Origin of the sequence: Lawsonibacter sp. JLR.KK007, assembly GCF_036941135.1 — a bacterium.
In the GTDB taxonomy this organism is placed as follows: domain Bacteria; phylum Bacillota; class Clostridia; order Oscillospirales; family Oscillospiraceae; genus Lawsonibacter.
This window is the reverse complement of the sequence record NZ_JAYWSY010000001.1, coordinates 103,729-121,835: the sequence shown is the minus strand read 5'-3', so window position 1 is coordinate 121,835 and position 18,107 is coordinate 103,729. Positions and strand designations below refer to the sequence as shown.

General features: G+C 39.0%; 33 protein-coding genes. 12 read left to right on the top strand and 21 right to left on the bottom strand.

Going from position 1 to position 18,107, the window contains the following annotated elements; all coding sequences use genetic code 11:
- Window positions 1–31: 31 nt before the first annotated feature.
- The 21 genes from VV088_RS00800 to VV088_RS00700 form a co-directional block, all read right to left on the bottom strand.
- The gene (locus VV088_RS00800; protein ID WP_285829489.1) at window positions 32–856 is read right to left on the bottom strand and encodes a hypothetical protein; all 825 of its coding nucleotides are present in this window, start codon (window positions 854–856) and stop codon (window positions 32–34) included.
- A 38-nt stretch (window positions 857–894) separates the two neighbouring features.
- A complete protein-coding gene (locus tag VV088_RS00795) occupies window positions 895–1,146 on the bottom strand; it encodes a hypothetical protein (protein WP_285829488.1) in 252 nt (83 codons plus the stop codon).
- A gap of 23 nt (window positions 1,147–1,169) precedes the next feature.
- Complete coding sequence (locus VV088_RS00790) at window positions 1,170–1,373, bottom strand: hypothetical protein (protein WP_334598959.1); 204 nt, start codon at window positions 1,371–1,373, stop codon at window positions 1,170–1,172.
- 8 nt (window positions 1,374–1,381) lie between these two features.
- Window positions 1,382–1,828 (bottom strand): hypothetical protein, encoded by a 447-nt coding sequence (locus VV088_RS00785; protein WP_285829486.1) that lies wholly within the window; start codon window positions 1,826–1,828, stop codon window positions 1,382–1,384.
- A 225-nt stretch (window positions 1,829–2,053) separates the two neighbouring features.
- A complete protein-coding gene (locus VV088_RS00780) occupies window positions 2,054–2,353 on the bottom strand; it encodes a hypothetical protein (RefSeq protein ID WP_217959328.1) in 300 nt (99 codons plus the stop codon).
- 26 nt (window positions 2,354–2,379) lie between these two features.
- Window positions 2,380–2,661, bottom strand: a complete 282-nt coding sequence (locus VV088_RS00775; RefSeq protein ID WP_217959329.1) for a hypothetical protein — start codon at window positions 2,659–2,661, stop codon at window positions 2,380–2,382.
- 13 nt (window positions 2,662–2,674) lie between these two features.
- Window positions 2,675–2,896 (bottom strand): hypothetical protein, encoded by a 222-nt coding sequence (locus VV088_RS00770; RefSeq protein ID WP_217959330.1) that lies wholly within the window; start codon window positions 2,894–2,896, stop codon window positions 2,675–2,677.
- 132 nt (window positions 2,897–3,028) lie between these two features.
- Window positions 3,029–3,346: a hypothetical protein gene (locus tag VV088_RS00765; protein WP_285829485.1), complete on the bottom strand. Its 318-nt coding sequence runs from the start codon at window positions 3,344–3,346 to the stop codon at window positions 3,029–3,031.
- 22 nt (window positions 3,347–3,368) lie between these two features.
- On the bottom strand, window positions 3,369–3,608 hold the full coding sequence (locus tag VV088_RS00760) for a hypothetical protein (protein WP_217959332.1): 240 nt from the start codon (window positions 3,606–3,608) through the stop codon (window positions 3,369–3,371).
- 110 nt (window positions 3,609–3,718) lie between these two features.
- Window positions 3,719–4,051, bottom strand: coding sequence for a hypothetical protein (locus VV088_RS00755; protein WP_217959333.1), 333 nt, complete (start codon window positions 4,049–4,051; stop codon window positions 3,719–3,721).
- Window positions 4,052–4,067: 16 nt separating this feature from the next.
- Complete coding sequence (locus VV088_RS00750) at window positions 4,068–4,775, bottom strand: hypothetical protein (protein ID WP_217959334.1); 708 nt, start codon at window positions 4,773–4,775, stop codon at window positions 4,068–4,070.
- A 203-nt stretch (window positions 4,776–4,978) separates the two neighbouring features.
- Complete coding sequence (locus tag VV088_RS00745; RefSeq protein ID WP_217959335.1) at window positions 4,979–5,161, bottom strand: hypothetical protein; 183 nt, start codon at window positions 5,159–5,161, stop codon at window positions 4,979–4,981.
- Window positions 5,162–5,175: 14 nt separating this feature from the next.
- Window positions 5,176–5,367: a hypothetical protein gene (locus VV088_RS00740; protein ID WP_217959336.1), complete on the bottom strand. Its 192-nt coding sequence runs from the start codon at window positions 5,365–5,367 to the stop codon at window positions 5,176–5,178.
- 23 nt (window positions 5,368–5,390) lie between these two features.
- A complete protein-coding gene (locus VV088_RS00735) occupies window positions 5,391–5,672 on the bottom strand; it encodes a hypothetical protein (RefSeq protein ID WP_217959337.1) in 282 nt (93 codons plus the stop codon).
- 132 nt (window positions 5,673–5,804) lie between these two features.
- Window positions 5,805–6,053, bottom strand: a complete 249-nt coding sequence (locus VV088_RS00730) for a hypothetical protein (protein ID WP_217959338.1) — start codon at window positions 6,051–6,053, stop codon at window positions 5,805–5,807.
- Between the two features lies 1 nt (window position 6,054).
- Entirely contained in the window at window positions 6,055–6,216 is a 162-nt protein-coding gene (locus tag VV088_RS00725) for a hypothetical protein (protein ID WP_217959339.1), read from the bottom strand.
- A gap of 18 nt (window positions 6,217–6,234) precedes the next feature.
- A complete protein-coding gene (locus VV088_RS00720; protein WP_217959340.1) occupies window positions 6,235–6,429 on the bottom strand; it encodes a hypothetical protein in 195 nt (64 codons plus the stop codon).
- Entirely contained in the window at window positions 6,430–6,822 is a 393-nt protein-coding gene (locus VV088_RS00715) for a hypothetical protein (RefSeq protein ID WP_285829483.1), read from the bottom strand. It lies immediately after the preceding gene.
- 110 nt (window positions 6,823–6,932) lie between these two features.
- Complete coding sequence (locus VV088_RS00710; RefSeq protein WP_285829482.1) at window positions 6,933–7,262, bottom strand: hypothetical protein; 330 nt, start codon at window positions 7,260–7,262, stop codon at window positions 6,933–6,935.
- Window positions 7,263–7,352: 90 nt separating this feature from the next.
- Window positions 7,353–7,994: a hypothetical protein gene (locus tag VV088_RS00705; protein WP_334598958.1), complete on the bottom strand. Its 642-nt coding sequence runs from the start codon at window positions 7,992–7,994 to the stop codon at window positions 7,353–7,355.
- Window positions 7,995–8,284: 290 nt separating this feature from the next.
- Window positions 8,285–8,464, bottom strand: a complete 180-nt coding sequence (locus tag VV088_RS00700) for a hypothetical protein (protein ID WP_334598957.1) — start codon at window positions 8,462–8,464, stop codon at window positions 8,285–8,287.
- A gap of 303 nt (window positions 8,465–8,767) precedes the next feature.
- Here VV088_RS00700 and VV088_RS00695 point away from each other — a divergent pair, with 303 nt between their 5' ends.
- The 12 genes from VV088_RS00695 to VV088_RS00640 all read left to right on the top strand — a co-directional run bounded on the left by VV088_RS00695 (window position 8,768) and on the right by VV088_RS00640 (window position 18,095).
- Window positions 8,768–8,992 carry a hypothetical protein gene (locus tag VV088_RS00695; protein WP_334598956.1) on the top strand — a complete coding sequence of 75 codons (225 nt, stop codon included), beginning with the start codon at window positions 8,768–8,770 and terminating at the stop codon, window positions 8,990–8,992.
- 13 nt (window positions 8,993–9,005) lie between these two features.
- Window positions 9,006–9,245: a hypothetical protein gene (locus VV088_RS00690; RefSeq protein ID WP_334598955.1), complete on the top strand. Its 240-nt coding sequence runs from the start codon at window positions 9,006–9,008 to the stop codon at window positions 9,243–9,245.
- Between the two features lie 841 nt (window positions 9,246–10,086).
- Entirely contained in the window at window positions 10,087–10,851 is a 765-nt protein-coding gene (locus VV088_RS00685; RefSeq protein ID WP_217959348.1) for a tyrosine-type recombinase/integrase, read from the top strand.
- Between the two features lie 320 nt (window positions 10,852–11,171).
- Window positions 11,172–12,314, top strand: coding sequence for a hypothetical protein (locus VV088_RS00680; RefSeq protein ID WP_217959349.1), 1,143 nt, complete (start codon window positions 11,172–11,174; stop codon window positions 12,312–12,314).
- Complete coding sequence (locus tag VV088_RS00675; protein WP_334598954.1) at window positions 12,301–14,103, top strand: ATP-dependent helicase; 1,803 nt, start codon at window positions 12,301–12,303, stop codon at window positions 14,101–14,103. Before VV088_RS00680 ends, VV088_RS00675 begins: the two co-directional genes overlap by 14 nt.
- A 57-nt stretch (window positions 14,104–14,160) precedes the next feature.
- A complete protein-coding gene (locus VV088_RS00670; RefSeq protein WP_334598953.1) occupies window positions 14,161–14,376 on the top strand; it encodes a hypothetical protein in 216 nt (71 codons plus the stop codon).
- A 12-nt stretch (window positions 14,377–14,388) separates the two neighbouring features.
- Window positions 14,389–15,540 carry a cysteine desulfurase family protein gene (locus VV088_RS00665; RefSeq protein ID WP_334598952.1) on the top strand — a complete coding sequence of 384 codons (1,152 nt, stop codon included), beginning with the start codon at window positions 14,389–14,391 and terminating at the stop codon, window positions 15,538–15,540.
- Window positions 15,541–15,561: 21 nt separating this feature from the next.
- A complete protein-coding gene (locus VV088_RS00660) occupies window positions 15,562–16,128 on the top strand; it encodes an HNH endonuclease signature motif containing protein (RefSeq protein ID WP_217959353.1) in 567 nt (188 codons plus the stop codon).
- A 14-nt stretch (window positions 16,129–16,142) separates the two neighbouring features.
- Window positions 16,143–16,637, top strand: coding sequence for a hypothetical protein (locus tag VV088_RS00655; protein ID WP_217959354.1), 495 nt, complete (start codon window positions 16,143–16,145; stop codon window positions 16,635–16,637).
- Window positions 16,621–17,064: a macro domain-containing protein gene (locus VV088_RS00650; RefSeq protein ID WP_217959355.1), complete on the top strand. Its 444-nt coding sequence runs from the start codon at window positions 16,621–16,623 to the stop codon at window positions 17,062–17,064. The genes VV088_RS00655 and VV088_RS00650 overlap by 17 nt, the downstream gene beginning before the upstream one ends.
- 137 nt (window positions 17,065–17,201) lie before the next feature.
- Window positions 17,202–17,735 carry a DNA cytosine methyltransferase gene (locus VV088_RS00645; RefSeq protein WP_255202686.1) on the top strand — a complete coding sequence of 178 codons (534 nt, stop codon included), beginning with the start codon at window positions 17,202–17,204 and terminating at the stop codon, window positions 17,733–17,735.
- A complete protein-coding gene (locus tag VV088_RS00640; RefSeq protein WP_217959356.1) occupies window positions 17,736–18,095 on the top strand; it encodes a hypothetical protein in 360 nt (119 codons plus the stop codon).
- Window positions 18,096–18,107: the final 12 nt, after the last annotated feature.

Below are 18,107 nucleotides of genomic sequence, written 5' to 3'. Positions count from 1 at the left end.
TGTTGTTGTTTTCCGGCTTACTAAAACTGGTCTATTTCTGTGTTTCTTTCTGATTTTCCGCTCTTACGATCCTTACCAACTCGAACAAACAATCAAAAACTTTTTCCGAACACTTTCCATTCTTTGTTTTCCAAAACCGCACATTGACGGTGCCTTCTGGAGTGACAGTAACTTGTGAAAGTCTTTCATTGATCCAACCTTGAGTCTTAATCGGACAATTTATACCATGCTGCCGGAACAGATAATTGACGATCTTGTAGGTATGGGAATTATAACGGCTTTCATAGATTGATACATCAGAGTTTTCCAGTGTACCGCCATTACGGATAACCTCATATGCCGCCGCAATCTGCTTTTCCATTTCTGCGTTATGCTCTGCCACATACTTTTGATCCTCTGCATCCCTCTGTGCTTTTCGCTCCTGTCTGATCTGTTCACGCTTTTCTGCAAAGGCTTTCCGACTTTCCCAACAAGCGTCAATCAAAGTAGGACGGATATATTTTAGATACTCAATCCATGTCAACTGAATGTGATCCTGCACCTCAATTTTCCGCTTGACACATTCAATAAATGCGTCCTGTGTTTCAATGCCGTTTTTCTTGACCACGCCAACCGCTTCTTCTACATTGTAGTCCGCATTGACTGTACCAATTTCCATTGCCACTTTCTGATCTGGATAGCGTACATAAAGCATACAATAGCTATTCCACTGGCTTTCTGCCTCTGGCTCTCCACAATACAGACAACCTTCTACAAGCCGCATATCCTTATTGTGATACGTGATTGAATTGCCGTCTTTCTTGTAACAAATTGTCCGCTGATTTTCCAACATGGTATCCAACTCTTTCAACTTCATCTTGCTTTACCATCCTTTCTTGCATTTCTGCAACTATTTTATCGTGTCATTCCGATCAATGTCGCTGCTGGAATATCAATTATTGCAATGAATTTTCCAGCATCATAGTTAAGTTTCTCAACTGGCAAAGAAAGTATAGCATCATAAGAACACATTACATTTGTCAACTCAACACGGGATTTTCCACTATTGTCATGCGTTGATTGCATAATGATATTGTTGTCCCGTACAATCAACTCTCCATTACATACCGCATTACGAAGCTGCCGGATTGTCATTTTGCTTTCCATTTTTCAATTCTCCTTTTGCGTTATCAAACGCCACAATCAATGCTTTCAAGAATTTCCTTTATCGTTACAATCTTGTAATACTGCGCCTTATTGTAATTCTTGTTATGGTTTTCTAACCACTCCACTAATGACTTAATGTAATAATACATATCGCTCCAACTTTCAAAACTCAATCCACACTCTTTTAACTTTTCGTGATTGATTGATAGCTTAATTTGTTCGTTCATATTTCCTCCTATGCCACTCTGCAAATTTCCATGTAGCAACCTTTATACCGCTTGCCGCCACTCTGCCTTATGTCATATCCCATACTAAAAGGAATAAGGATTTTTCCTTCTGCTTTCAGTTTTTCCAGTAAAGCACCAATATCCACATAGCCTTGTGCAAAACCCGGAACAGAAATATCATCCAGACGATCCAATTCACACAACCGATCATGATATTTAATCTTGTTCTTTCTCTGTGCAAACCATTTTTCCCAATGAGAATTGCCGCAATGATAATGTGCGTGTTTAAAAAGCATTTCAATTCTCCAGCGGACTTCCTGAAGGCTGCGCTCTGTACTTTTCCAGCCGTTAATAGCAAGCATAAAATCATTGACTGTTCCGGCTTCCCAATTCTTTTTGCTACAAGGCATTAGCTTGTAACCGTCTGTATTGATAACTGCCTGATAACGTGCCATTTTATAACCCTCCCTTAATGCGCTCTGCTATAGTAAATCGTCCTGCCATAGTCTGAATTTCCAACATTGTAAATGTAGCTGCCGCATTTCACAAGCAAGGCATTTTTACCATAAAACTTGTCTTTCATTCCCTTTATTGATCCACTGGCAGAAAAGTTAGGAAAGGCCTCTATGTGCAATCGCCGTCCTTCCGCAACTGGCAGATATTTAACCCTCATTTTTCCGTTACCTCCCGTATAGTCCTGCAATAATATTTTGACCTACACTTCCATGTGTCTTTTCTGTTCTGATACTGTAAATCTGTTCAATGAATTTTGTAACCCTGTCTCTGTCTGCCGCTGTTTGATCTACAACTGATACAAACCGCTCTGTGTTCATGCCTTCCAGAATTTCCACTAATGCCGCAAACTTCCCCATATTGTACTCTGCGTTGAGAATACGTGTTTCCAGCTTTCCGCTGCCTGTTACCGCTTGCATTGCTTTCTGAATGGCCTCTAATGCCGCCGCTTCAAACTTATCAAGCATTTTCCGTTACCTCCTTAAAAATGATATTATGCGTAATAATCAAACTCTTTCCAGCCTCCACTTGCATAAACAAATCTTTTTAATCCATCAGCATTTATTGCCATTGTTTCAAAATCATATGTTGGAAAAAATTCTGACGAAGAATCTTCTGTTTCACTTTCAAATAAAAGCAAAACCATAATTATTAGATTTTCCAAATCTGTTTTTGGTTTATATCCATCCTCCATAATCATATTTGCAATAATATCCATATCACAATTTGCTGGTTGATCTGGAGTATGCGTCCATTTTCCTAAACAATTAACCATTTTCTTAACCTCCTTAATACGCTTCCACTTGCAAAAGTGGATTGTATAAACCGCCGTTGTTCCTGATCCTATACCGCTTTCTATTGAATGTGATATATGATCCGTTGCTATCCTCTTTTGTTGTTACAAACCGCCTTGTTTTTCCATCACTAACAAGCAACTTTCCATAGGCAAAAATCCGCTTGTTACCAAATAGAGGAATTGTCCAACTAATAACTTTTTCAATCGTTATCATTTTTCCGGCCTCCTTAATCGTCTGCATTGTAGTCTGATAGTTTCACAAAATATCTTCCCTTGTAAAAGAACGATTTACAATGATCACTTTCCATACTTAATTCAATACACTTTTCGCCGCCAATAATATAAATCATTTTTCCACCTTCCTATTGTATTTATTGTTATATGTACGATTGCCGCCAAACGCTTCCCATACATGGAAAGATATAATTGCAATTCCCATATAGATAAATGTTGAAGGGAAAATTTCTTCCATAGGTGCGCCGCAATCTGAAGCCCCGGCTTTTCCCAAAACCAGAAAAAACATAATTGCCGTTGTCCAGCCTGCCGCCGTTCTGATTGCTGCTCTAATGCGCTTATAATGGGCTTTCCATCTGGCCTGTGTCCTGCATCCCATAAAAACCGCTTGTTTTGTCTGTGTTGTCCTTTGTACGTTTGTGTATGCCATTTTTCCGGCCTCCTATATGTGTTTATGCCATAGCTGCCAAAACTAATTGATATGTTGTCATTTTCGCATAGAGGGGATTTTTCCGGCTATGCAAGTCACTTTTCCATTGTGCTAATACTCTGATCAATACCGTTACTGTTTCTGTCAAGCTAATTTCTCCTGCCTCTATATCCTCTATATATGTCCAATAATCACCATTAGGATCATTGTGCTGCATGAATTGAAATATAATGATTAGGTTTTCTTTATCCTGTCTCTGCATTTTTTCTGCCTCCCGTCTTTCTGATACTCATTCAAGCGGACAAACAAGCCTTTATTTATCCGCTTGATCAATACCAGAATTGCCGCCTCCTTCATTGTTTTTCCAGCTTACTAAATTTCCATGTTTGCAAACTCTTTCATTTCTGCCGCTAAACTGTCTGGATCATAAGCAAATTTTTTCATCCATGCGGGAAAATGCTGTTCAAGATAAAACTGTAAATTTTCCAGATTTTCCGGCTTGCTTGCTAATGTCTTAATAGCTTCTATGAAGTCCGCTGCCGCCTTTTCTTTCCGGCTTTCCTCATACTCTGTTCTGATCATCAAGTCTGCACATTCTGAAATTTCCATACTTTCCTTCATAGCGTCATAAAAGCATTTATTCATTGCCCTTATATCATCCTGATCCAAATTTGCCGAAAATGTGATAGTATGCCATTGTTTCATTTTTCTACCCTCCATGTTAAGCTATTCTATAAACTGGAACACTAACAGAATGATCATAAGCATACATAATAATTTCTTCTGGCTCTACTCCTGCCGCTTCTGCTAACTCTTTCTTGATCCCCTCATCATTCCAACTAATGCAATACACTGAATAGCCGCTAATATCTTCCGGGCTTTCTGGCTCTGTTTCCTCATCGTGAATAACCCATTCCGATCCAGTGTTAAAATACATTGTTTCAAAAGCATCAAGCCCTTCTTTCGTCCAATACTGAACAGGATAATAAACATAATTCCAGTCACTTTGGCAACAACCGTTAATCTGCCTATAGTCCCATTTTTCCGCTGTTACAATAGAAAGAACGTCAACCAAAATTTGATCCTCTTCGTTGCTTCGGCAATCACTATACTTCAAAACAAGCTGTTTCAATTTTCCGATTTGCCTTGTACCATAGGGCTTTCCGTCCTCCCGCCACAAAAGATCATTTATGGCCTGTGTAACATTTTCATAAAAGCTGGAATAATAACCGCCTGTTTTAATATCCTCTATGGCCTCCGCTAATTCTCCATTGTCTAAACACTCTTTTACCCTATCAAAAAGTTTGCTTGTGCGGCTCTGAAAATCCTTGTTTCCACATACGTTAATATATTCCGTTCCCATTCCATCGTCATCAAATAAATAACTTTCCTGATATTCCGGGTTAATCTGTTTAGCGTAAACTTTCATTTTCAAAACCTCCAAAAGATTGTATTTGTTGTTATAGGCTTGTTTTTGTCTCTTGCCTGTTTTCCGCTGCTGTTATTCTATGTTCTTATTGTACCACACAATAACCAGAAATGCAACTATTTTCTGCCCGTCATAGCCGCCAAATTACAAGCGGCTATTTTGTCTATATTGTATTTCTTGTTATATGTTGTTCTGATCCATTGCTAATTCTTTTTCATTGCCTCCCATTCTTCCCACGTCATAACCTTCACAACGGGATAAACCCGCATACCATTCTTTTTCCGCTTGTATGTTCTGGCTGCTGCCTTGCAAGCGTTTAATGTGCCAGTGGTAAACGCTCTAACATAACCCGCAACGTCAAAACCGATAGCTACATAATCAGTCATTTTTCCAGCCCCCATTATCTATATTTAAGAAATTCTTGTGCAAGTTTAACCGCTTCTTTTTTGTTGTTTACTGATCCAGTTATTTCAACCCAACCAAAATCTTCAATATAATACATAAGTATATATTTTGATTTACAGAAAATTCCTTTACCATCATTCAAATGAAATTTTGCGCCGTTAATTTCAAAATCACGATTTACTTTCATTTTCCCCGCCTCTTTTTTAATGCTCAATAATAGCAACGTTTTTGCAAATATTCTTTTCCGGGCAATGGTAAAAGGAAGTCACCGCCTGAATACCGATCCGCTTTTACTGGCCTTAAAACCTTGTAGCCGTTATTTTGTAAGTGTGCCTTTATTGCCTTTATTCCGGCTTCGGCTTTATTGTGTTTTACCTCTTGCATAGCCTTAAAAGTGCCGTTCTGATCTGCTGCTATCAACTGCCGCTTCGTCTGGTAGATATAAGCCGCTTTTATTCCGTCTGGCGTGGTGAATGTCGTGTAAAATGTCATTGTAAAAACTCCTTCCGGTTTTGCCCTATCCGTTACCGCTTGTCAAGCTGCCACAATGGGGAGACTATAAAAGCATAGCCTGAATATTTCCGGGCTTCTCCCCGTTGTGGATCACTTGATTTTTCCAGCTTGTCAATATTGCCCTTCAATAGCATATTTCAGCCGCTTTACAACCGTTTCTAATTCTGCCGCACAAGTTTTTAATGTCTGGCGGTTTACTCCTTCCATCTGTTGAAGTTTTGCCTTGTATGCGTTTCCTGTCCCGTCCTCTTCCGGCTCTATCATGCGGGAAATTTCCGCTAAATACTGCCGCATATAGTCATATACTGCCGCCGTTGTTACCGTGTTGTATGCGCTGGCCTTTGCCTTGTTAATAGTCATTTTATTTTACCTCCCGTTTTTCCGTATCATCAAAAATGATTTTTCCAATTTTATTCCCGCAATCAATGCGGATCACGCTTTTTCCGTTCTCTGTCACAACCTCAAAAGGAATATTGTCATATTCCAAATTTGAAAGAATATCATTAAATACTTTTTGAAACATTCTTTTTTCTCCCGTCTGTTATCGTGCTAAATATGTATGATTTATTGCGTTACATTCCGCATAGCAACAATATTGCTTGATCTCTGGCCTGTCACCGCCTTTAATATATAGGCAGTTTTCCATATTGTGAAATTGTGCTTCATTTTCTGCTCTTTCTAATAGCTGCCGCAATTCTTCCAGCGTGATTTTTAACCCGTATTCTGTATATTTCATTTATGCCGCCTCCCCATTTTTCACGGCTTCTCGCCATGTGCTGATCTCATCTATAACGGGCTTCAATGCTTCATCAAGTGTAAAGCCGTATTGATCCAAATACTTTTTTAATTGTGCGCTTGTGCAAGTATACTTCCGGCTTCCTGTCTCATTTTCTAAATAGTCATTAGTCATAGACTGAAACGCTTCCCAAACAAGGGATTTAATAGAACGGCGCGTATTTTCAAGATTGATCTGTAAAAGGCTTTTACCGTTACCGCCGTTTGTGTTCCGCTCTGTTACGTCAAAATATGCTGTGATACTGTCCCGCAAATAACCGATATTTAGCTTCATGCTGCCAGTGTTCAAGAAATAAGAATCAAGCGTGTTAAAAGTCAAATTTTGATTTGTCATTTTGAAAACCTCCATATTTTGAAAGAATGGGTTTATAGTTTCACGGGATAGGGTTTTATTTGTAGCGGGAAAAACCCTTCAGAAAACCGCCGCTTTTGTATTTGTTGTTATTATGCCGCCTTCTTGATAAAATCATCTAACAAGGCATTGACAGCGGCTTCTTGATCCTCATATGTGCGGGAGTAGTCCCGCCAAATTGCTTCGGCCTTTTTGTCATATTCCCGGATCAAGTCATAATCAACCTTCGCCCCGATAGGATCATAACCCGTGGAAATAATGGTATTATTGATCTGGTAGTAGTCACAAGCCCAACCTTCCCGCCGTTCTGAATAGGCGAAGGGGCTTTTATGTCTCAAAAGGTTTTGAGCGTTGCAATAACCAATCTTCAAAACGTTATAACCGCTGTTTCTAATGGCCTTTTTTGTCGCTTTCAGTTTCATAATAAACCTTCACTTTCTCCCCGTGTTACCGATAGGCCAGCATTTAAAATTGATTGTATTTGTTGTTATTTGTGCCAGTGCTGCCGCCTTTTATACCCTCATAACCTCATCAAGATAAATCTTGATTTTGCCATACTTGAAATATTGCCGCCCTTTTGCCGTGTCGTATATTTTCGCCTTGTGCCATTTTTGCGGCTTTTCACTGTCCACAATAGACAACCGCCACATAATGAAGGGATCATAGCCTTCTTCAATATGGACTTCAAGACAAGCGCAATTTGCCAGACTGTAAAGGCCATGAATTTTTACGCTTTCATTTTCCGGGTTTTCTGCCGTTTCCTTTTCTGTGACCTGTTCCGGCTCTTTTTCAGGGGCTTTAATTTCAGTGTGAAAGATGGTAAACAGGCCGGAAGGATAATCGGCGGTTTTGTCCTCTTCCTTTTGTTCTGGCGTTCTGCCCTTTAAATCTTGATATGCGCTGATCTCATATGTTTTGCCGTTGTCAAGTTCTACCACAAAATAAGCGCATTTAATAATTTTGTTACGGTTGAATCTGGAAACGGTGAAGGACTTAATGGCCGGACGTGTTCCACAATAGGGAATATGTCTATAGAGAATTTCAAGCACTTCTTCTTCCGTGGGCTTGCTTTTACTTTTGGGGTTTGCATACCGCACAAGCAAGGCAGCGTTTTCTTTATTCTTTTTGATCCGCTTCATCATGTCTCTTGTCATTGTGTTACCTCCCAGCTTGCGCCTTAATTGTATTTGTGGTTATTGCCTCTTGACTTTTGGGAAGGCTTGCTTTTGTGTTCCCTCCCTTAACTGTCTATATTGTACCACACAATAACCAGAAATGCAAGTGTTTTTTATTGAAATATTGCACAAATAAAGGGGGTTGTTTTTGTGCAAATTGTGGTTGTATTTCTGGTTATACTGGCGGGATCATGTGGACGGCTGGCGGCTGGCCTGAAGGCTGGCAGTATCTTTTATTATATGGTATACTGAACTGGCACTTTTATTTATTAACTATCTATACATGATCTTATATATTGCAATAATGCGCCCGATACTGTCAAGCCGTGATCTTCTGCCCATTGCTTAAATAATTCATACTCTTTTATATTTAATTTACATGAAGCTACTTTTGTATTTTTTGATTCCCATTTTGCACTTGCCCTTTTTTGTGCCTCTGTCCTTGCCATAATATAAAACCTCCTTAATAATTGTATTTCTTGTTAATTAGATATAAATAAAATGACTTTTGAATCGCCTATATTGTTTGTTTAGTTTGTGTATTGATTATATGGTTTACATGATATATAATAGGAACATAGAAAAGAGGTGACAAGCCCAAATGAAGTTATAGTGTGCTGTCAATCTTGACAGGGACGGGCAGCACACTATAAAACCAGACAAGCCGAAGCCGTCTATAAATATTATAATATAGTTTGGCCTCCTTGTCAATGCCTGATTTTACACAGATTTTTACAATGGAGGTTTTAACAATGAATAATATACGCCGTCAAGAATTGCGCCGGATCGCTGCCGCTATGAAGTCTTTGTCTGCTGATCTGGCGGCTGTCCAGTCTGCCGAAGAAGTAGCTAATAGCCGTATGGCAATCAATACAGACAATGAAATTTATAGTTATCATGCTCTTGACGCTATGGATCATGCTGCCGTTGCCGCTGCTGATATGTTGAAGGCCATTGTAGCCGCTGCCAGTTTTTAAGGAGGTATAAAAAATGATTAGTCCAAGAATTATAAAAGAGATTGAAGGCTATACAGTAGAAGCCTGTACATATAGCGCAGACGTTAGCGCAACAGGAAAACCGCTGACCATGTACGAAGTATATAATGATAATGGCGATATGTTAGAGGCTTTTGACTGCTTGCAAGAGGCTATTGACTATGTTAATAATCAAATAGCATGGGATCGCATGATTGCAACGTTACCGCAACATGAAGCAATAGCAAGATATTAAATAATATAACCGCTTTGGCCTGAATGGTTGAAGCGGTTTTTTATTGTTAATTATAAAGCCGTATAAATGGCCCTGTAAGGCTCTGTAAAGCGTTTATTTTGTGTGTATGTGGTTTATATTAAAGAATGGGTAAAGCCTTGTTATAGCGGTTTATATGCGCTCTGGCTGGCGTTGTGTGCGCTGGCTGCTGATCTGGAATGTGGACGGGATAGCACGAAGGCGAAAAACCGCCCTATAAACGATTGACAGAACGGATCAAAAGCAAGGCCGGAACACTGGCAGAAATGGACGGCGGGAAGCTGGCGGCTCTGGCTCTGGCCTGCTCCCCGCATGAAGCCCCGCTTTTGTTCGCTTTTGGCTGCTCTGGCTTTTGTTCGGTTTTTGGAGTATGCCGAACAAAACCGCCTTAAAACAAGGGGCTTTTGTGCTGCCGGAAGTGTGCGGATCATGTGGGGGGTACTTTACACTTTTTCGGGAATTTGAAAACGCCCAGCCGCCAGAGTACATCTACTCAACATCCAAACCGCAAATCAGCCCACTAACCCCAAAATGTCATCGTAAATGTCATCGTGAAAACTCCTATACTCCAGCACCTTTCAGCCGACCACGCAGATCACCAAAACATCAATCTCGCTGCCGAAACCTCTCCAAAACTCCTATATATAAATAGGTATTACGATGACCCTGTAATTGCCTCGAAAAACTATAACAAGAAATACAAAAATCTGTTGACAAATAGAGTTCCGAAGCGTATAATAGATAATAGAGAAAGGACTTAAACACAGAGTTTTTCAATCGTGTTCGCAAAATGAACAGGATAATAAAACTGGAGGTTTTTACGATGACACAAAATATGAAGTTGACTGATGGTGAGTTTCAGGTAGCACTTGCTCCTTGGGTTCAGCAGTTTATGGAGGCCAAAGCCGCAAAAATTCATTCTCCGGCTGTTAAGGTAGCTGCTCCTATTATGGATCAGGAATACAATGAACAACAGCATTGCAACCATAATCCTACCGATCCTATTTATCTACTGGAGGATGTGGAGCGGTTCAAGCAATTCTTCCTGACCAGAAAAGGACACAAGAACGTCAATATCCGGGACTATGCTTATTTTGTGTTTTCTTTGAATATGAGCCGGAGGGCGGGGGATATTTTACACTTGCACGTATATGATGTATTGAATCCTGATGGCTCTTTTAAAACACACGTGACATTTGAGCATGAGCAAAAAACAGGCAAGAAGTCTATTGTGCTGTTGAACAGTAAAGCAAGGGATGCTCTGGCTATGTATTTTAATAGCCTTGATGAGTATAGAATGTCTGATTGGTTGTTTCCGAACTCTAAAAAGCCTGATGAGCCGATGAGTGTTGATGGGATGAGGCGGATGCTTCAGAGGGCAACTAAAGCATTGGGAATTGATATGCACATGGGAACACACTCTTTGAGAAAGACCAATCCTTATCATATGATTTCAAGCAGCACGAACACGCAGGATGAGGTAATGGTGTCGCAGCTTCTCAAGCATAACGACATTAAAACCACCTACCATTATATTAAGCGGAGTCAGGCTCAGATGGATGCTTTTGTGGAGTCACATGGACTGTAAGCGGTGAGAGTAGGGCAATGTGCTTTTGCCTACGGCAACGCCCATTGTTGTGTCCTTGCTGGCGCAAGTCCACAAGAATAATATATCAAAAGGTCTGTGTATAAGCAATTTCATTCAGTTGCCCTCCAGAGAAAGTGGCTGGAAACTGTTTGAATACAGTGTGTTTGACGGGTTTTCTGTATGTACCACTTTGGCATAATATTATATATATTTAATTATGGCAAAAAAGTACATAGGCAAAACCTTTGAAACTCTTTGTAACACAGAGGTTTTCGGGCATTTTTTCTGGAGGGCAACTAAGGGAGTCTTTTTAGAGGGAGGTGAGGAAAATCGAAAGCAAAGAAGTAAAATTGAAACGTGGAACATATAACGAGAGTTCTTTGGTTGACAAAGTATGCTCTGAGGCGCAGCGGAGATCATACCATCATAAAGAGAAATTCGCCAGCGGTAAGCACCAGAGTATGTTCTTGGATACATTGGCAAGATACTGTGATTATGAGTATGATCCTGAAACTAAGAAGTATAAGGTGTTGGAAGTCTACAAGTATCCGAAGTCGCTGTATGATTCTAAGATACATAAAGGCATTTATCAGTATCTCGCTCCGCTGATTTTATATCAGGTTGTGTATGGCAAGGATAGTAAGGCCAAGAAAGATCGGATGGCTGTGATTACCTCTCTGGACTTGGCTCATATTACGAACCTTGTTAATTCAAACTACAATAATATGAAATACAATCAAGATGCAGCACATACGGATTTGGACTTTGATCAGAATGTATTGACTGAGTATTTTAATAAAGCCGATAACAGAATTGATGATTACATTCGGAGATGTATCAAATATCTTTCAGCTATGAACTGTGTAATCTACAATGAAACACATATGATTGGTATTATGCCAAAAACAGCGGAAATCAATAATGGTCATGTAATTATTGAGCCAGCGCAAGTTCGTAGAGCAACTGACGAAGAAATGGAATTGTATGCCAAGTTAGTAGAACAGGCAAGCAAAAAAGCGAAAATAACCTATGACAGTGAAAAGTGGTATGGGAAAAAGGCATTAAGGTATAATACCGAATTAACAAGGTTGATGCGAGAGAACGGGATTATTTTTGTATGCAGAGCGTTTGAACTTTGGCGAGTAGACGAAAAGCAATGTAAAAGCATTTTAAAAAGTTTTGCGGATAAAACCATAACTCAACGGCAGAGAGAAATTGGTATCGTGTTCAAGCAAATCATGGACACAAATGCTGAAAATAGATTTGCAAAGAATCCGAAGTTGGTAAGTAATTATATAGAACAATTTAAGAGATTGTCTGACATAACGCTGCCATATGACTCTGAGGACATTTTACCAGCGTTACCGTCAGCGAAAAACAAAGATTATCAGGAAAAATTGCAAGAAAAATATGGTTATGAAATTGAATATGGCATAGGAGGACATGAAAATGAATCTAAGTAAGGTTCAGCAAGAAGCGGTAGACTTTTACACTGGATGTTGTAATGTCATTGCATCTGCTGGCTCTGGTAAAACAAGAGTGTTGGTTAATCGAATTGTGAGTTTGATTAATGATCATGATGTTGAGCCAACGAATATTTTAGCGATCACTTTCAGCAAAAAGGCAAAAGAGAACATGATGAAACGGCTGAAAGAAATGATACCTGAATATGCTTCACGCATAAATATTGAGACTTTTCATTCTTTTGGGTATCGTATTATTAGAAAATTTAACAAAGATGAATTTGAAATTCTGGATCAGGATTGGAAAAAGGTAAAAATCATTGAGGAAGTCATTCAGCATACATTTGGTGAAAAAGAGCCTGATGGACAAGAAATTGCAGATGTTCTAAGTTTTATTTCTATTCAGAAGAATCAGATGAAAAAGCCAGATAAAACCACAAGGTATGGCAAAATTTATAGTCAGTATGAAAAATATAAAAGCGCACATAATCAGTTAGATTTTGATGATATGCTGGTAAAGTGTTATGAAATTTTAAGTTCAAATGAAAAGGGGTTGGCTTATTGTCAGGAGCAGTATCAGTTTATCTTGGCAGATGAGATGCAGGACACCAATGCAGTACAGTATGAAATCCTACGTCTGATTGGAAGTAAATATAAGAATGTGTTTGTCGTGGATGATCCTCTTCAGAACATTTTTATGTGGCGTGGTAGTGACAATAAGTATGTGCTTGGGTTTGACCAAGACTGGCCTGAAGCGAAAATTATCCATTTAAATAAGAACTATCGCAGCAGCCAAGATATTGTTGAGGCAGCAAACCTCTTTGCAAGATGTATTCCAGAATCCAAGCATCCTCATTATGTAGAAAGTATTTCTGATAAGGGTAAGTTTGAGAAGCCAGTGTATGAAAGGTATCTGAATGAAACAGCAGAAGCAGATAGTATAGCGGCAAAGATTAAAGAGTATTCGGAAGCTGGGTATGAGTACAAAGATATTGCAATATTGACAAGGACAAATGCACAACTACAAAATTTTGAAGCATCTCTTTATCGGCACAATATTCCTTACTCTATCGTTGATGGACTGTCGTTCATTGACCGCCGAGAGATTAAGACTGTGCTGTGTTATCTCAGACTTATTTGTGATATGAATGATGATGAGGCTTTTGAATACATATATAACCGACCTAATAGATGGCTTGGTCAAGCCTTTATTCAGGAAGTACGGCGGCTTGCACGTAGAGAAAAGATTTCTATGTACTGTGCAATGTTTACAGTAAGTAAAGCAAATTGGCGGTACAAGAACGCCGTCAATAATATATATGCTACTATTAAAACTGTAGGTGACGAGAAGTATAAGACCGTTGCTGACATTATTAAAAACTTACGTGACTATCTAAATCTTGATTCTTATGTTTCAAAAGATTTGTGCGAAAATGATGATAGTCGTGTTGAAAATTTGAATACGCTTGAACGAATGGCTTCAGACTATGACGATCCGAAAAGATTCATTGCCTTTATGACAAGGCTTTCAAAGGAAAAGAAAACCAATCCAAATTCTGTTCAATTAATGACAATCCATAAATCTAAGGGACTGGAATTTCCTGTTGTATTTGTCGCCGGTGTGAATCAAGGGCTTTTGCCTCATGAAAAGAGCGAGAATCCTGATGAAGAAAAACGACTCATGTATGTGGCTATGACGAGAGCGGAGAAACTTTTGAACATATCCTCCACAATGCAGTATAATGGGAAAGAGGTTGATGAAAGTGAATTTATTTCACATATTTTTTAGAGCAAATAACCATAAATACAACAATATAAGGGAGGAATATAAATCAGATAGGAGTAGATGTTTGAAATGGAATATAAAAGCGAAAAGCCTTCGTGCTTAGAATGTATCTGGCGTGACCAGTGTGAAAGTGACGAAATTTGTGATTTTTTTGATCCCGGCAGATTGCCTACGGATGAGGAAATTGAATTAGAGATTGAGATTCAACGAAATCAATACAGGTTGGATTTTCATAAATATGCTGATGAATATGGAGATGGTCGTAATGACCAGTAAGGAGTGTTGAAATTGATTTACTTAGATAATGCAGCTACAACAAGAATCTCACATGAAGCATTTGAAGCTGCACTATGGGCTTTGCATGATGATTATGGTAATCCGAGTAGTTTACATCAAGCCGGAGTTAGTGCAGCAAAAGTAGTGGGAAAAGCCCGTAGCCAGATTGCAAACTACATTGGTGCAAGTCCTGATGAAATTGTATTTACGGCTGGAGGAAGCGAGGCTGACAATCTTGCGTTGCGTGGCATGGCTCCATACCTGAAGAAGATTGGAAAGACTACAATTATTACCAGTATGATTGAGCATCATGCGGTGCTTCATACTTGTCAATCCTTAGAGACAGATGGATTCAAGGTAATTTATATGCCAGTAGATCAGGATGGTCGTGTCGATATTGAGGAACTGGATCGTGTGATGCAACAGTTCAAGGATTCGTTGGGTATGGTGTCGATTATGGCTGTGAACAACGAAATCGGGTCTATTCAGCTTATTGATGATATTGGCGATTTGTGTCAGGAATTTGGGGTTATTTTTATGACTGATGCAGTTCAGGCGTTGGGGCATATTCCTTTGGATGTGAACAAGAGCCATATTGATTTGATGGCAATGTCTGGACATAAAATTAATGCTATGAAGGGTGTTGGAGTTCTTTATGTACGCCGTGGGCTGAAAATTGATCCAATTATCACAGGGGGCGGTCAAGAGCATCATCTTCGTGCTGGAACAGAGAATGTTCCCGGTATTGCATCTATGGGTGCTGCTGTAGAACTTTTGCATAAACAAAGCACTATGGATTATCGAGAGGGCATTTATAAGAGTTTGCGTAAGGTATTCTTGGATGAACTTGATAGACTTGGTGTGGTGTACCATGTTAATACAGACGGCGGTGTTCCGGGAATTATCAGTCTTACGCTGCCTCATTGTGAGAGTGAAGCTATGTTGTTATTGCTGAATGAAAGAGATGTGTGTGTGTCCGCTGGTTCTGCGTGTACTGCTGGTTCACTTGATCCTTCTCATGTTCTGAAGGCATTGTATCTTGATGACCATGATGCGAGTTGCACAATTCGTATTTCAATGGGACGAGATAATAGCAGCGAGGATATGTTAAAAGCAGCACAGACCATTGCTGAGTCTGTTAAGCAACTTCATGCAATGTTATGATTGTAGAGCAAAGGAGTGATTGTGCTGGAACAATGGGCTGGTGCTTGGTATGACGGAGAAGATTTGTCATGGCGTTTCGAGATTTCTACATATGGCAGGATTCGGAACGCCATAACAAAAAGAGTATATAAACCCCATATCGGGACAAGTGATTATTTACAAATTTGCACTTCAATTTGTGGACGAAATAAAAACATCCGAATACATAGATGTGTAGCAGAAACATTTTTGCCGAACTGGTTCAATGATGAGATTGTTAATCACATTGATGGCAACAAACAAAATAACCACCTTGAGAATTTGGAATGGTGTTCGAGGAAATACAATTATGCACACGCCGCACAAATGGATTTGATTGATACTGATAATATGTTTCAGTTTGAAATGAGTTCAAGGGGTGGTCAGTATCAAGGGAGTAATAATGGAATGTCTAAATTAACTGAAAATGATGTGCGCTATATTCGGGAACATTATATTCCAAAAGGTAAAGGGCAAAAGTGTAATCGTCAAGAACTGGCTGTGTGTTTTGGAGTAAGTGTGGGTCTTATTTCAAGAATTGTGAATAATCAAATTTGGACACACGTTTGAAAGGAGAACATCTTTTGGAAAAATTTTATACAGTAAATGAAGGTTCGGCATTATACGAAGATTATTGGGCTTGGCAAAATAGTATTGAACCTAATCGAAAAATTGTAGATGGCTTTTTTAAAGAATTTGGAATTGAGTCAACTTTGTTTTGCCCGTTTTCAACGGTTATTGGTATTGTTCCTACAGAAAATGATAAAGTTAAATTTGCAAAACAACTTTGTTCTAAAGAGACAAATGAGGGGTTACGATTTTTTAAGAAAAACTCTTTCATTAATAAAGAATGGGTAAAACGTGCTGTCGATTTGAAAAATGTGCGTAAGCCTTCGCCAGCATGGTATAACAACTATATGATGGGGCATAGTTCATCACGATTGTTTGATTATAAAGGTATTGTGTATTGTTCATTTAGTGCAGATCAGATTAAAATGCCGTCAGAGACATTTACAGAAATTAAAGGCAGCGAATTTTATAAGGTTATGGAGGAAATTGAAAATGGTAAGAGTGATTAATGGTGATTTACTGGAGGCCAACGAAACTTATATTGTTCATCAAGTGAATTGCTATGGAGCAATGGGGCGTGGTGTTGCTGCTCAAATCAGAAATAAATATCCTGATGTATACCGCCGCTATCAGGAGTATTGTGCAGATCACTTTGCTAAGAAGTTGCTTGGTAAGGTTTTGTTGGTTCCTACAGATGACGGAAAGGTGGTTTGCAATGTCTTTGGACAGGAGCGGTTTGGTGTTGGTAAGATGCACACTGATATTGTAGCACTGAGTAAGGCGTTGACGAGCCTTGCAAAGATTATTCCTTACAACGAGCCTATTGCTATGCCATATATGATTGGTTGTGGTCTTGGTGGAGCAAGCTGGGATATTGTTTATCCTGTAATTCGTGATATTTTTGCAAAGCATACTGTTATTCTTTACAGAAAATAACAAGAAATACAATTATAGGGAGGAAATATGAAGGTATTAGAATTGTTTGCTGGAACACGTTCAATCGGGAAAGCCTTTGAGCGGGGGGGCATGAGGTTTTTAGTATAGAGTGGGATAAAAGATTTGAGAATATCGACTTGTATGCTGATATTGGTACAATAACCGCTGATGATATTTTGAAGAATTTTGGTAGACCTGATGTAATTTGGGCTTCTCCAGATTGTACGACATATAGCATTGCTGCTATATCTCATCATAGGCGTAAAGAGGATGATGGAAATTTAGCACCTGTTTCGGAGTATGCTAAGTTTTGTGATAATGTTAATCAACACGTATTGAAATTAATTCATGAACTTAATCCTAAGTATTGGTTTATTGAGAATCCACGTGGAGGACTTCGTAAAATGAGATTTATGAAAGACTTGCCTCGATATACGCTTACATATTGTCAGTATGGAGATACACGAATGAAGCCTACAGATATTTTTACTAATCATCCTAACCCTCGTTTTAAACCGCCATGTCATAATGGCGATCCATGTCATGTAGCTGCTCCACGTGGAGCAAAAACAGGAACACAGGGCTTAAAAGGACACATTGAACGTTCTATTATTCCTGATAGGTTGTGTGATCATATTGTTGATATTTGTGAAAATGAAAGGGGCGATTGAGTGAAATGTGTGATATGCGGTAAGGAAATAGAAAAGAGTCAATATTCAAATGCTGTGTTATGTAGTGGAACGTGTTTTTATAAGAATTTTTGGAATGAAATTGTTGCCGAGAAAGAACAACACATTATAATTAATGGTGAATGTTATCGTGATGGTGGAAATGTAGATAATCCAAACTATTATGATTTTCTTGGACATTCTGGCAGACGATTTTGGATTAGGTTCTTTGATGGGAGAGAGATAACTACTAACAATCTTTGGTATCAGGGTAAAATACCAGATGAGTTTTTGAGCCAGTTACCTAATACTGCTGAGTTCTTTTATCCTGAACAGCCAAAAGGCGAGAAGTTATTGTTTTGAATGGAGTGATTA

What these genes read in the sequence shown, in the direction of transcription:
- VV088_RS00800 (WP_285829489.1), bottom strand. Translation starts at nt 856, where the DNA reads ATGAAGTTGAAAGAGTTGGATACCATGTTGGAAAATCAGCGGACAATT.
- VV088_RS00795 (WP_285829488.1), bottom strand. Translation starts at nt 1,146, where the DNA reads ATGGAAAGCAAAATGACAATCCGGCAGCTTCGTAATGCGGTATGTAAT.
- VV088_RS00790 (WP_334598959.1), bottom strand. Translation starts at nt 1,373, where the DNA reads ATGAACGAACAAATTAAGCTATCAATCAATCACGAAAAGTTAAAAGAG.
- VV088_RS00785 (WP_285829486.1), bottom strand. Translation starts at nt 1,828, where the DNA reads ATGGCACGTTATCAGGCAGTTATCAATACAGACGGTTACAAGCTAATG.
- VV088_RS00780 (WP_217959328.1), bottom strand. Translation starts at nt 2,353, where the DNA reads ATGCTTGATAAGTTTGAAGCGGCGGCATTAGAGGCCATTCAGAAAGCA.
- VV088_RS00775 (WP_217959329.1), bottom strand. Translation starts at nt 2,661, where the DNA reads ATGGTTAATTGTTTAGGAAAATGGACGCATACTCCAGATCAACCAGCA.
- VV088_RS00770 (WP_217959330.1), bottom strand. Translation starts at nt 2,896, where the DNA reads ATGATAACGATTGAAAAAGTTATTAGTTGGACAATTCCTCTATTTGGT.
- VV088_RS00765 (WP_285829485.1), bottom strand. Translation starts at nt 3,346, where the DNA reads ATGGCATACACAAACGTACAAAGGACAACACAGACAAAACAAGCGGTT.
- VV088_RS00760 (WP_217959332.1), bottom strand. Translation starts at nt 3,608, where the DNA reads ATGCAGAGACAGGATAAAGAAAACCTAATCATTATATTTCAATTCATG.
- VV088_RS00755 (WP_217959333.1), bottom strand. Translation starts at nt 4,051, where the DNA reads ATGAAACAATGGCATACTATCACATTTTCGGCAAATTTGGATCAGGAT.
- VV088_RS00750 (WP_217959334.1), bottom strand. Translation starts at nt 4,775, where the DNA reads ATGAAAGTTTACGCTAAACAGATTAACCCGGAATATCAGGAAAGTTAT.
- VV088_RS00745 (WP_217959335.1), bottom strand. Translation starts at nt 5,161, where the DNA reads ATGACTGATTATGTAGCTATCGGTTTTGACGTTGCGGGTTATGTTAGA.
- VV088_RS00740 (WP_217959336.1), bottom strand. Translation starts at nt 5,367, where the DNA reads ATGAAAGTAAATCGTGATTTTGAAATTAACGGCGCAAAATTTCATTTG.
- VV088_RS00735 (WP_217959337.1), bottom strand. Translation starts at nt 5,672, where the DNA reads ATGACATTTTACACGACATTCACCACGCCAGACGGAATAAAAGCGGCT.
- VV088_RS00730 (WP_217959338.1), bottom strand. Translation starts at nt 6,053, where the DNA reads ATGACTATTAACAAGGCAAAGGCCAGCGCATACAACACGGTAACAACG.
- VV088_RS00725 (WP_217959339.1), bottom strand. Translation starts at nt 6,216, where the DNA reads ATGTTTCAAAAAGTATTTAATGATATTCTTTCAAATTTGGAATATGAC.
- VV088_RS00720 (WP_217959340.1), bottom strand. Translation starts at nt 6,429, where the DNA reads ATGAAATATACAGAATACGGGTTAAAAATCACGCTGGAAGAATTGCGG.
- VV088_RS00715 (WP_285829483.1), bottom strand. Translation starts at nt 6,822, where the DNA reads ATGACAAATCAAAATTTGACTTTTAACACGCTTGATTCTTATTTCTTG.
- VV088_RS00710 (WP_285829482.1), bottom strand. Translation starts at nt 7,262, where the DNA reads ATGAAACTGAAAGCGACAAAAAAGGCCATTAGAAACAGCGGTTATAAC.
- VV088_RS00705 (WP_334598958.1), bottom strand. Translation starts at nt 7,994, where the DNA reads ATGACAAGAGACATGATGAAGCGGATCAAAAAGAATAAAGAAAACGCT.
- VV088_RS00700 (WP_334598957.1), bottom strand. Translation starts at nt 8,464, where the DNA reads ATGGCAAGGACAGAGGCACAAAAAAGGGCAAGTGCAAAATGGGAATCA.
- VV088_RS00695 (WP_334598956.1), top strand. Translation starts at nt 8,768, where the DNA reads ATGAATAATATACGCCGTCAAGAATTGCGCCGGATCGCTGCCGCTATG.
- VV088_RS00690 (WP_334598955.1), top strand. Translation starts at nt 9,006, where the DNA reads ATGATTAGTCCAAGAATTATAAAAGAGATTGAAGGCTATACAGTAGAA.
- VV088_RS00685 (WP_217959348.1), top strand. Translation starts at nt 10,087, where the DNA reads ATGACACAAAATATGAAGTTGACTGATGGTGAGTTTCAGGTAGCACTT.
- VV088_RS00675 (WP_334598954.1), top strand. Translation starts at nt 12,301, where the DNA reads ATGAATCTAAGTAAGGTTCAGCAAGAAGCGGTAGACTTTTACACTGGA.
- VV088_RS00670 (WP_334598953.1), top strand. Translation starts at nt 14,161, where the DNA reads ATGTTTGAAATGGAATATAAAAGCGAAAAGCCTTCGTGCTTAGAATGT.
- VV088_RS00650 (WP_217959355.1), top strand. Translation starts at nt 16,621, where the DNA reads ATGGTAAGAGTGATTAATGGTGATTTACTGGAGGCCAACGAAACTTAT.